The 12,530-nt window shown below is 56.0% G+C and carries 8 protein-coding genes; 2 read left to right on the top strand and 6 right to left on the bottom strand.

Annotation, left to right across the window (positions count from 1 at the left end):
• The 4 genes from VGE80_RS09285 to VGE80_RS09270 form a co-directional block, all read right to left on the bottom strand.
• A partial coding sequence (locus VGE80_RS09285) for a protein kinase domain-containing protein (RefSeq protein WP_440592457.1) occupies positions 1 to 2,118 on the bottom strand: 2,118 nt, incomplete at its 3' end.
• Positions 2,119 to 2,369: 251 nt separating this feature from the next.
• The gene (locus VGE80_RS09280; protein ID WP_440592456.1) at positions 2,370 to 2,924 is read right to left on the bottom strand and encodes an ECF-type sigma factor; all 555 of its coding nucleotides are present in this window, start codon (positions 2,922 to 2,924) and stop codon (positions 2,370 to 2,372) included.
• A gap of 478 nt (positions 2,925 to 3,402) precedes the next feature.
• Positions 3,403 to 4,566 (bottom strand): hypothetical protein, encoded by a 1,164-nt coding sequence (locus tag VGE80_RS09275; RefSeq protein ID WP_440592455.1) that lies wholly within the window; start codon positions 4,564 to 4,566, stop codon positions 3,403 to 3,405.
• Positions 4,567 to 6,528: 1,962 nt separating this feature from the next.
• Entirely contained in the window at positions 6,529 to 7,674 is a 1,146-nt protein-coding gene (locus VGE80_RS09270) for a redoxin domain-containing protein (RefSeq protein ID WP_440592454.1), read from the bottom strand.
• Positions 7,675 to 8,124: 450 nt separating this feature from the next.
• Between VGE80_RS09270 and VGE80_RS09265 the strand changes: the two genes are divergently transcribed.
• Positions 8,125 to 9,513, top strand: a complete 1,389-nt coding sequence (locus VGE80_RS09265) for a peptidylprolyl isomerase (protein ID WP_440592453.1) — start codon at positions 8,125 to 8,127, stop codon at positions 9,511 to 9,513.
• A 330-nt stretch (positions 9,514 to 9,843) separates the two neighbouring features.
• On the opposite strand, the gene VGE80_RS09260 is transcribed toward VGE80_RS09265, so the two are convergent.
• Together VGE80_RS09260 and VGE80_RS09255 are read right to left on the bottom strand one after the other, a co-directional pair.
• Positions 9,844 to 10,446 (bottom strand): hypothetical protein, encoded by a 603-nt coding sequence (locus VGE80_RS09260; protein ID WP_373653348.1) that lies wholly within the window; start codon positions 10,444 to 10,446, stop codon positions 9,844 to 9,846.
• Between the two features lie 187 nt (positions 10,447 to 10,633).
• Positions 10,634 to 11,485: an SDR family NAD(P)-dependent oxidoreductase gene (locus VGE80_RS09255; protein ID WP_373653347.1), complete on the bottom strand. Its 852-nt coding sequence runs from the start codon at positions 11,483 to 11,485 to the stop codon at positions 10,634 to 10,636.
• A gap of 99 nt (positions 11,486 to 11,584) precedes the next feature.
• Between VGE80_RS09255 and VGE80_RS09250 the strand changes: the two genes are divergently transcribed.
• On the top strand, positions 11,585 to 12,530 hold a 946-nt coding region (locus tag VGE80_RS09250; protein ID WP_440592452.1), incomplete at its 3' end, for a c-type cytochrome.

Raw genomic sequence — 12,530 nt, 5'->3', positions numbered from 1 at the left:
GTCCCAGGCAAGTACTTCCCAGAGATGCTGTTCCGCAATATTCCTCGCGATAATGGCTCGTGTTGCATCGCGACTGATCCGGGCTTGGTGTCGGGTCGCGGGTTCACCTAGCGACCACGTTTGGAGAAGGGATGCCGTTTTCGGATCCCAGCGGCGAACGGTTCCATCCTGTCCCACGGAAAAACAAACTCGACCGTCAGGAGTCAAGGCGGCATCCACAATTGACTCGCTATGGCCTTTCAGCTCAAGGAGATTGAGGCCTTGATTCCATAGGTAATACCATTCAAACCCGCGCGAATCCTCTGGACCTGTAAACTCCGGTACTCGATAAGCTGCTCCGGTCCCTGCAGGTTCACTGCGTCTGATCGAGACAACGTCGTTTGAACGCGAATCGAACCGAGGAATGAATTCTTGCAGCACCGTTCCCATGGAGCTCAATTGCCGCTTCTGGTGGTGTTCGGCGGCTCGCCACATGTTTGCAGCATACTCTCGCTGACCGGCAAGCCATGCTAACTCTTCAGAACGATAACTTTGTTGATTCGCCAGATCACTTTGCTCTTGGGCAATTTTTGCCTGCTCCACTGCGATGGACCGGGCGTGGCGAGCGACGCTGGTTTGAAGTTCACGTTCCTGAATCGTCGAAACGAGTTTGAAATTCAACTCATTGAGTTGATAGAGGTGCCACACTCCGAAACAAATCAATCCTAAAGACAAACTCCCGGCAACAAGCGAAAGTGTGGCAACCGCGGGCCGTCCTCGTGTCCAGTTAAACAGTCGCTCGTGCAAACTCCACGAGCGAGCGGTGACGGGCTGATTTCGTAAGAATGATTCGAGATCTTCTGCCAGTTGCTTAGCGGAGCTGTATCTTTGCGACGGCGATTTAGCCAGACATTTCAGGCAAATTGCTTCCAGATCTCGCGGGACTTCAGGTCGTAGTTGCCTGAGACGCGGGGGTGTTTGCCGAACGACCGAATTCCGGATAGGCGGAAATGACCCATGTGGAAAGACAGGTTGGCCCGCTAACACCTCATACAGTACCGCTCCCAGTCCATAAATATCCGTCGCTGGTCCGATGATCCCCAACTGTCCATTGAGTTGCTCCGGAGCCATGTACTCTGGCGTTCCCATCAGCGAGGTTTGCCGCGCGGATGTCGTTTCGCCACTTGTTTGCGATGGTGCCGCAATTTCAGTCTCATCATAAAATTTGGCCAGCCCGAAATCGGAAATCATCGGTTGAAACAGCTTGCAAAGCTGATCCAATGGTACCGATCCCGGAAGGATTGAGTCTCCCTCTGCGATTGATTCCAGCGGTGGGAGTGATGCGTTTCCCGTGGAAGAGAGGGGCTCTGAAGTGCGACTCTCTTTGCCGGACAAGTCCCACTTTGGGTGCAAAAGAATATTGGATGGCTTGAGATCACGATGCAGGATTCCTCTCTCGTGAGCGTAGTGCACACCTTCGGCGAGTCCCATTAATAGTTCAACCGCGACTGCAATCGGAAGCTGCCGTTGTGGGGACGTGTGCGACTTCCGTGAACCCCCCGTGTCAGGCTGGTCAATCGCAAGTCTGGTGGGAACCTCATCCGATCGAAGCCAGGAGGCCAAGGTGCCACCCGCGCAGAAGGATGTCACCTGGTAGCTGACAGACCCGGCCTGCCCCGCCTCATGGATCGAGACGAGATGGGGATGCATCAGCTGAGCGGCAATTTGTGATTCGCGAACGAATCGTCGCTGAAGGTCCGCCGTGGAGACCGTCTCGGGCCGCGGAATCTTGATCGCGACTCGCCGCTGAAGCACAGGATCTTCGGCCAGGTAGACAACTCCGAACCCGCCAGAACCAATTCGTTCAATGAGGCGAAAACGTCCTATTTCGGAAATCGTGTGGGCGGGGTTCTCGAATTCCGGGGGCAGGTCAAAAATCTCCGTGAGAAACGCAGTCGCGGGGCACGCCATAAATGACCCCGACTCCCCGTAACCTTTCAGCAATACCGCGACTCGCCGTTGAATCGACTCGTCACCGTTGCACGCTGACTTTAGAAAAGTCAGCCACTCATGTGGCTGATGCTTTTCAATGGCTTCGAGAAAGATCTCTCGCGCTGAATGGGCAGTGTCATCCAACACAAAACCTCCCTCCCAACCAACCAGCGAGAATAGTGGCGCGGATGACTCTCGACATCGTGGACCGACCTTTTCACATTGAAAGTTCACCCGGAAACTTCAGCGGGAACTTACCCGACCGGGAGAGGGGGAACTCACGCGGGGTAAGTGTTGAAACAAATTGTCGCAAAGAGATTGGCGGCAATTCCCTCGCAAATGTCTCAGAAAAGAAGACATTGAACAGACAATCTGGCGGTTCTTTTTCTGGGCTTGTACTAATCCGTCAAATGGACTCGCAGAAAGGTCTTCGCATACGTCCAAACGCGATATGCACTCGCTCTTGAGAGGTTGAGCATTTCTCCTGCTTCCTCCAGCGAAAGTCCGCCGAAGTAATGCAGCTTTACCAATTCTGCGGCCACAGAATCGTCCTCCTCCAATTGATCCAGCGCATCGTTCACCGCCACGATTTCTGCTGCGGGACTGGGACAGAGAAGCTCGTCTTCACTCAATTGAAGTCGGGAAAACTTGCCACCATGTTTTTGAGCCGCCTTGCGTCGGGCGGCATCGACGAGGATGCGGCGCATGGACTCAGCGGCTGCGGCATAAAAGTGTTGTCGATTTTCCCACTGATTTCCCGAAGGAGAAGTTGCCATCCGGAGCCAGGCTTCATGAACCAGGGCCGTGGGCTGCAAGGTGTTGCCACATTTTTCGTGGCTCATCCGAAAAGCGGCAATTCGCCGAAGCTCTGCATAGACGAGCGGCAGAAGTCTTGCCGATGCATCCGCATCCCCGGTACGCATTTCATCAAGAACAGCGGTAATTTCAGACATGCTGCAGATCTCAGTCGAATCGGTGCATTCACTCAGGCGTTTTGGGGAATGCCACGCCCGAGGAATAGAAGTCACAGAGGCCTCATGTCTTGAAATCGTGAATGTGAAGTAACCATACGGCGACAGGGCACAGGCGCCAATTCAAACGAGAAATTGCTCGATCTCGTCTGGCGAACTCGTCAATTGAGAATCGTTACGCAGACAACCGACATTTCCACTTCTGCTGGAATCAAAAGCGGAGGCAGCCGTGAGTACGTCGCACGTCCGGGAGTCCACGTCTCGTCTACGACCACGGATGACAGCCGGGTGCGAGCGAAGCTTAACGAGGGGGACAGCGGCACAGCGCGCAGCCGAAACCGTCGAGCGACTCGCCGTCGTTTCGAATGGACAGGTGTCTGCCTGCCGTCGGCAGGCGGGTTCAGCCTGCATCGTTGTAAAGAACGGTTGACGTGAGTTTCGCGGCTGCGAGCGAAGGACTTTACAGACGCGGGGTAAGCATGGTGATGACCCCCAGCAGCACTGCGAGATTCATCGCCCACAGCCAGGGATCTTGCGATGGCACGACAGCCGGATTTGTGGCTACGGCCGGTTGCGGTGTTGAGAATGCACCGGCGATAAACGGCTCTTCAGGTTCCGTGACGCTAGCGGTGTGGCTGTCGAGCAGGATCTGATCATTCCCATATTCTTCGTTGATTCGATCATCAAACAAATTGTCGTCGAAGCTTTGCGGATTGACTTCCTGCCACTGAAACGCGTACGACGTTCGTCTCACGCTTCCATTTCGATCAACGTCCGCCCACGAGGCTCTCGTCGGAACCCATGGCCCGTCGGGCAGGTCGGACTGCTCCCATTCAGCAGCCGATGTCGTACGAGGGGTCACCAGTTCGGAACGGTCGTCGGTCAGTACGATGGTGTCGCACCGTGTGATTGTGTACCCTCGTTCCTGGTCGATGTGGATGACTCGACGAACGGGTATCGAGTAATCGAAGACAATACGAAGCTGTGGTGCGTCAGAGCGATCCAGGGTCGCTAATTCTGCACCGTCGTTGAAATGGACAAGACACGATTCCAGCGATGCCAGCAGGGTGGGACTCGTCTGATCAAGCACTCCGGCAGATCGCGGGTCGATGGCCGGTGAACAGCGGTAGGGCGGAGTCTCCAGATTGTTCAGAAGATGGGCGTGCGTCGTCTCAGCGTCGGGGGACTGGGTGTTACCGATTCCGTACCATTCCACACGATAGTCGTGCTGGTCGACGATGAAAGACCTGCAACTATGACGCCTCAACCGAGCCAGCGATTCAGGCGTCCGGTCCAGATCTGACGGATCACACGGTGGCTCCAGGTTCGACGTGAGGACCGATCTCGCATCGCCTTCGGTTTCGAGTCGCATGCGCCGTGACGCGTGATCGTAGATGCTGAGCAGGGCGGACCGCGTTGATTGATTCCACCGGTCGTCTTTCCGGGTCACAACGGCTTGAAATCTCCAGGACTTGAGGCGTGCTCGCTCCTTCAGGACCGAATTAAGAACCTCTCTGACATCGGGTTCATACACGGTCGAGGCGTCAAGTGATTGCGCATCAACTTGACGCAGCAGGAGGCTCAGCAGGCACGCAGCGGTCATGACCCGAAAGACAAGCATCATTGCGGAGTTCTCCGAAGAGCATCCTGACCTTGATCGTCACGGTTCTAACTCGATTTCTAACCGAAGTGCGGGGAAGTCGTTAGCGAAGTGATCTATCGTGAAACGACAAAGTCGACCCAAGATGGGATTGAGACTGTTATATCTTCATCAATGTTGAATACAGGACTTTGTTATCGTTCATACCGCCTGCGCCGCGGCAGGTCGACAAAACGATCATTCGCAAGCGGGTCCGAGATTTCTTTGAATGGATGACGATTTAGAGTCCAGATATTCCCGGCGTTTGTCAATGAGCTGTTGCTAAGAACGTGGATAAACGGGGACATAGCGGATTCTGTTGAAGGGGTAGGCAGAAGAGCCAGATGAGATGGAGCAGAACAGGGTCCGCAATGACGGGCAGAGGCCGGATATGATTTGGTTGCGGCTCGGCATGCGTTCGAACGGTCGGCCCTTCAGGCCTGATGATGTTTAATCGAATCACATCCCAGCCCGATGGGCTGGGCTATGGGAATGGATGGCCCTTTGGGCCGGAGGGACATGGGGGGGGGGATGGACATGGGGGTTGGGGACGCAGCATATCCTGTTGCGCTCAATACGGTTCAGCGTTTGATTCTTTTGCCTGAGCGGCATCCACAGGCCAGCCCAAGGCGGCGATTGCGGCGATCTCCGCGCTGGGCTGGTTGTGGGGAGACCGGTTCCGGTCGGGATGGCTTGTTTGCTCGGCGATGAAGCGTGCGTTTGTTCCAAAGGTTTGGATACTTGGACTCGTCGCATTTCTGTTTGTTGCTGACACTGCTGGTACTCCAAAATCCGCTGCCAGCGGGTGAGGAGCGCCGAGGCCAGAACTCTATCGGTGTTGTGTCTGCGCGCGGAAGACTGGAATCCGCATCCTTGTCAGGGCGTTCGAAGGGATCCTCGCGCACAAAAACGGTGGCCAGACTGCATGGGGCAACCGCAGCTACCGGGCTGAATCTGAGGCGGCTATGAGAAGGGGGGAGTGGAGTGAGGGTGGGAAGGAGGAAGTACTGTGGTGACATGAGGTTGGATTTTGAGTGGAGAAGATGAAGCGATGGGACGCCGCTTCTACGATCGTCACGGCCACCTTCAGATGAGTCTTAATGACGAGGGGAACGGGGTGGCCAGCTGGCCAAACTTTGGCCAGTCGGTGGCCAGTCCCATAAGTTGGGATAGTAAAGGTTTAAGCATTTTTCAGGCGACTGGCCCGGCTGGCCAAGGTTTTTCGGAATGTGGCTGACAATCCCGTTCGCGTCATCGGATTAAGACGTGAGTTTACGTCGTTGAAGATGCGGCACTCCAGTCTTGGATGGCTTTGGGGAAGCCGACATACCGGGAGGAACCAGGACCCGGCAGGTTACAGAGTGGGGCAGGGGGCCTGGGCAGTGCCAGCCTCCGATTGATCAGCAGACGATAGGGCCACTTCCCGCAATGACATGCTGACGGACGAAAGTTGAGAGGTCCCAGGGAGGCCTCTTGTCCCGGCTTTGTAAGCAGCCGGAAATTGAGTCGATGCACGTTTCGCTATTTGACAATTCGGTACGAACGATGCCACCTCCCGCGCTGTTCGAAGCGGTTGCGGAAGGTAGCGCTTTAAGGTGATGAGTCGCTGGCTGCTCGTTGGAAATAGGGTTCAGTCACCGCAGAGGGGGCCTGTCTCAGATTTTCCGCAGCGGAATCAGTCGCGACCAAACCGGGGTTTGGCCCCCACGGCCGGCTGGTCTTCTGTTGGTGTTCGTCGAGTCCAGGTTGTGTCTGGGGGCTTTTCGATGCCGCTTCGGGGCGGACACACTGTCTCACCGCTAACGGTTCCCGTCATTACGGCTCTGAGGTGGGGACTTACCGTTCCGTGAAGCACCACTTGCCGGGCAAAAAAGAAAGGACGACTGCGTGTGGCAGTCGTCCTTTCCAGAGCATCAGCGGTCGTCGAGTGTGACGAACTGGTCGGGATTACTTCTTAGGCTTTTCGGCGGGCTTCTCTTCTTTTTCGTTCGCCGAGTCCAGGGCCTTTTTGTACTGTCGCAGCCGCTTTTTCAAGGAGGGATCTGCGGCCGCACGGGTTCCTTCGGCCAGTTCGATGGCCCGTTCCTGCGCTTTCACTGCTTCAGCGACGTCGCCGGTGTCAAAGTAAGCCTTGGCGAGGGTGTCTGCCACCATGACGTCTTCACCATCGACGAGCTTATCGGCCTTCTGTGCGAGTTTCAGAGCGAACTTCAACAGCTTGGGTGAAGCCTTGTGGTCGCGGTTGGGATCGACAATGACGCGAGCCATGTTGCTCAACAGGCCCGGATCTTCGCCTTGTTCTGTTTCGATAATCTTGTTGCCGACGTCGACCGCTTCGTCGCTTCGTTCCGTGGACAGAGCGAGGACCTGGAAGCGGATCAGGTTGAACATCTCGGCCCGGTCAGGAATTTCTTCCGAAGCTGTGTCGAGTTCGGCCAGCAGATCCTTCGGATCACCGTCGTCGCTGAATTCCTTAAACAGTTCCTGCAACCGGCCAATGGTGGCTGCCAGCTTCTTCTGCAGGGCCTTCATGTCGGCCAGTTTCTGTGCTTCTGCTTCAAGGTCCCATGTTCCTGCAACGATCTTCTCCAATGGCTCTTCCATTTGCCCCGGGTGCCCGATCCAGGCAATCTTGCCGTCACCATTGATGATGAAGGCGGCGGGAATCCCCTGTTGTTCGGCTGGCTGCATCCAGTTGGTGACGATCTTCCCTTCGGTCGGTTCGGCGTCTTCGGGAACCAGATCCAGCGCAACGCGGTAGTCCATTTTGTCGCCCATCTCTTTGACGAAGTCAGCGACAGCAGCTTGATCTTCTTCGAGAACGGCGACACCGATAATGGCGACGTCTTCAAATTTCTTCTGCAGTTCGGTCAAGTGCGGGATGGTCACGCGGCATGGTCCACACCAGGTGGCCCACAGTTCGATGACGTAGATTTTGCCTTTCTCGAACCCTTTGACTTCTTCACCCTTAATGAACTCTTTCAGCTCCAGCTTCGGAGCCTTGGACCCAATCGTGAGTTCTTGTGCAGAAACTACTTGCGTCAATGTGGCGACAGCGATGGCACAGGCTGCGATAAATTGTTTCATCATCATCTAGGAGTTGGACCTGCCTTTCCGGAGGGATGCCTGCCACATGACGGAACGTGGGCTTAATGGCTGTACTCAGAGAGTAACGGTCCTGTAGAAACCGGACAAGCCGAACTGTAGCCAACGTGCGACAGGGGCGAGCATCTCTTTTGCCCCATTCATAATTCGATCTTGCCTTAAAAACGACGGTTTGACTACAAACCCGCAATCACGTCAAAACTCGCCTTGATCGATCAGTGGTCTCACTTCGCTCGGGGCTTGCGCGCCCATCACCCAACCTACGGAAATAAGGGGATAGTCACTATGAATCCGCGACTTTGCCCAACCTCCGTACGCTGTGATCAGTCTTCTCACTGTGATCACTCCTCTTCCAGTGCGAATAAGGCCTCGCGAGCCCGCCCGAAGTTTCTTCTGGCCGGATTCCTGAGTGGTTTTGCGATGAAGGATACGACAGAAATGACCGCCGTCGACCTGTCGGGACTGCCGGCTCACGGCCTGTCAAGTCGCGGTCTGCCAGTTCATTCGGTGCTTCGCACGTTGGGATTTCCGCTAGTTCAGGACCCCGCCCGCATGCTGCGTCTTGCCTTGCTTTTGACCCTGGTTGTCTCGTCCCTGGGAACAACAGGCTGCAAGTCGCTGCAGAAGAAACACGAAAATCCCGTGATGGTCGAGGCTCCCCGGCGCGTTGAGCGAATCGAAAACGACGACGACGATGATGAAGTCATGGTCGCGCAGAACAGCGACGAGGAAGACAGCGGAGACCTGCCTGAAGACGATGGTTCGGACATTACACAGGTCCGTGCGTCACTCGATAAGAATCCCTGGGCCGGCTGGGAAGATGATACGACTATCTTCAATTCGCAAGTGGCGGCCACAGTCAACGGAGCACCGATCCTGAATGGTGATGTGCTCGACCGGTATTCCGGTTATCTGATCAGTGTCCGCGAGCAGATGCAGGCCTTTGCCAGTGATCCGAAGAATCAGACCGGCAGCCAGCAGTTACCCTCGCCGGATGACTACGAAAAACTTCGCTACTCTTTAATTCAGCGAGATATCGTGGCTCAGATTCAGAAGAAAGTTCTTGTCGAGCGGATGAAGGGTAGCCTCAAACCTGATCAGATGAAGCAGATGAATGGCCACATCGATCAACTGTTTGAGAAAGAGGTCGAGAAACTGAAGAAGGATCTGCAGGTGACGAACAAGACGGAGCTGGAACTGGAACTCAACAAGAAGGGAACCACCCTTCAGAATGTGAAAGACAACTTCGCTCTGGATCGACTCTCGATGGAGTATTTCGTGGCGAAGTCAGAAAAGCCCGATCCGATCGAGCGGCCTGATCTGGTCGCGTATTACAAAGCCAATCCCGACAAATTTCTGGTACCTGCCACAGTGAAGTGGCAGCAGATTCAAGTGTCGGTCACGCCGGAAACGAGCAAGTCAGCTGCGATGAAAAAATTGCAGGAGGCCATCGACGAACTTAATCAGGGTGTTTCGTTCGACAAGGTTGCCAGGAAGTATTCTGACGGACCCACGGCCAACGATGGGGGCCTTTGGGACTGGATGGAAGCAGGAAACCTGGCCGACACGAAGCTTGAGAAAAAGCTGTTCGAGATGCCGGTCAAGAAGTTGAGCGAGGTCCACGAGGGCCGCGATTCCGTCTGCGTTGTACGCGTGATTGGACGGAAGGAAGCGAGTCGCAAGCCGTTTGAAGATGTGTACGAAGAAATTCGAGAGACACTGACGGAAGAGCGAAACAAGAACCGTCCGAAGAAACTTTTGAAGGAACTCTTCGCCAACGCCGTGATCGAGACTCAGTACTCGATCCCCGATTTCGCCTCAGAGTGATTCGCGGTTGCGTTACACAGATACGTGCAGGTGATGCCGATCAGGCTCAGGCTATGGCGACCCGACAGGGGCCCCGATCGTGAATGGTCATCGCTCAGCGCAAGGAGCATGACTGGCAAGCAGGGGACCGAGTTCCCTCACCCCACTTAAGCCGCAATGCCCGTTCATTTAGAAACGGGCCGCAACCTCGCGCTGATCCGATCGTTGAGGCTCACTCGGTTGTTGTCCGCGAGTGAGTCCTGCAGAGGCTTGGTCTACCCCTGTATTTTCCTTGATCCGACACCAATCTCGGCGGTGTGACGGCAGCTGGCGAATTTTCCAAGACTCAGTTCACTTCTCGAACCGCGCTGATGAGACGAACTTGAGAAACTCTTCACGCCGTGCGGTGACAGTTTCACTGGGACCGGTCAACTTGACGAAGTAATTGTGGTCCGGGTCGATCGGAATGGCCACACCCAGGAGTTGCCAGTTCGGCTTGGGGCCTCCCCCGCCAAACGAGTCATTGAACGTGCCGTGCACGTCCAGCAGTGTGACTTCCTTTCCGGCAGCGGTGACTGTCGTTTCACTTGCGGGAGGATCATTCGGGCCGGGTTGAAATTGACCTCGCCAGCGTTCAAGGTTGGCCGCTGTGCCGCCACCCGCAGTGGACAGCGTCAGACGTGCGTTACCCGCTTCACCCGGAAGCGAGTACTCCCCCAGGATCATTGAGCTTGAGAGACTTTTCTCTTCCCATCCTGCGGGAACTTCGAACTTCACGCCACCGATCAATCGCTCTGTCGGTTCGAGAGTTGTCCGGGGCGATTCATTCTGCTTGGGTTGCCCCCCCAGCGGCTGCGCTTTCGCGGTCGGGACCGGAACGTCCGTTTCCACTCCCGCAAGTCCGCATCCCGAAACAGACAAACCACACAAACAGAGTGAAAGCCACTTTCTCATGATGATCAACCCGTTTTCAAGCATCACTGGGGAAGGGGGAGGTTCCAATACCATGTTACCGGGGGGCTCTCGTCACGCTCCTGTGCTGCGTCAGTTGCAAGCCAGAGCCGCTTGCAGGCGGCTCTGGCTCACTTCGACGACAAACGTGTGTGTGAGGAATCCCGTCCGTTTCAAGTTGCCTGGGAGTTCAGGCTGGCCAGCACTGGCTGCCCCCGTCAACGCGAAGAGCCTGTCCGGTGATGAAGTCACCGAGGGGCCCGGCGAAGACTTCCACGACGCGAGCGACTTCGTCCACCAGACCGATGCGGTCGAGGGTTCCGTCGGTGACGAGTCGTTCTTCGGCGACCGACCGCGTTCCCAGGAAGCGACCCGTTCGCGTATCTCCCGGAGCCAGTGTATTGGCCGTGATATTATACGGGCGAAGCTGGGCCGCAAGGCAACGGGTATATTCGACAACGGCTGCTTTGGCGGTGGAGTAGATGCAGCTCGATTCGTTGCCTTTGAAGGCCGAGATCGAGCTGATGGTGACGATGCGACCCCAGCGCTGGTCCATCATTCCGCGTGCGACATGCTGACAGGTGAAGATGGTGCTGATCAGGTTCCGATCGAGTACGGCTCGGACGTCAATTTCCTTGATATTGACCGCATCGTTTGGGTTCGGTTTTCCTCCCGCTGCCGCAATGTCACCCCCTGCGTTATGGACGAGAATCGAGATGGGGCCCAGTGCCTGTTTCACTTCCTCGACGACTCGAGCGACTTCGTTATTCTGGGTGAGGTCACCGAGAACTCTCACCGTTTTGACACCGTACTTGGTGGCGATCTGGTTTGCCGTATCGGTCAGGGTGGTTCCTTCCCCGTATTCGGCCGGACCATTTTCCCGCATGCCATGAATCCCGACGGCACATCCCATGGCTGCCAGCCGTTCAGCGAAAGCGCGCCCCAGACCGCGTCCTGCTCCTGTTACCAACGCAACTTTGCCTGCCAGTACATCGCTCACCGTATTGATCCCCTGATTTCGATTGATGCTGTCTTTTTGCATGACTCTCACGCCGACAGCATGAATTGTTACTGGCCCGCATGCAACCGAGTGCAACGGCGCTGGTCAAATGGTACAACTCGTTGCAGGAGGGCCATTGGAATGACGCATGTATTTCCGGTGAATGACTACGGGCCGCTGATGCCGGGGCTGGTGATGGGAGCCGTGGCGATTGTGCATGTGTTTCTCGCCCAGTTTGCGGTCGGGGGGGGATTCCTGCTTTGCTACTTTCAGTGGCTGGCCATGACGGGACGCGATCGACACGCTCGCCAGTTTGTCGAGGGGTATTTCAAAGTCGTCGTCCTGATCAGTTTCGTACTGGGGGCCCTGACGGGGGTCGGGATCTGGCTGACGGCGATCCAGGTCAGTCCCGCCACGATCGGCGCGATGGTGGATAACTTCCATTGGCTGTGGGCGACCGAGTGGACTTTCTTCTGTCTTGAAATTGTCTCGGGCTATGCGTTCTATCGTTATCACGCCCGTCTGAATGATCGTGCGGCGATGACGCTGCTGGCAATCTATGCAGGGGCGTCGTGGATGAGCTTGTTCATCATTAACGGCATTCTTTCCTGGCAGCTCACGCCGGGCCACTGGCTTGAGACACGGTCGATTGTCGACGGTTTTTTCAATCCCAGCTTCTGGCCCAGCCTGTTCTTTCGAACCGTGGTGTCGCTGACGCTGGCAGGGCTGGTCGGATGCGTTGTCACGAACTTGATGAGTACCCTCGATCGGGATGCCCAGCGTCGGTTGATCAATCGCGCGGCGCACCTGCTGATTCCCATGGCGCTGATGCCTGTGCTGGGAATCTGGTTTCTGCTGGCGATGCCACCCGACAGCCGGAGCTGGGTGTTGGGGGGAAGTCCCGCGATGATGCTGTTTCTGAATATCTCGATTGGCGCATCACTCGCGATCGGCGGATACGCCATCATCGGCATGGTCATGCAGCGACTTTACATCAACGGCGCAACCGCCTCGCTGCTGTTGCTGCTCGCGTTCGGTGCGACAGCCGGGGGTGAGTTCGTACGCGAAGGTTCGCGTAAGCCTTATT

Source organism: Schlesneria sp. (assembly GCF_036405755.1).
GTDB lineage: Bacteria > Planctomycetota > Planctomycetia > Planctomycetales > Planctomycetaceae > Schlesneria > Schlesneria sphaerica.
The sequence above is the reverse complement of the archived record's forward strand: the minus strand, read 5'-3'. Positions and strand labels throughout refer to the sequence as shown.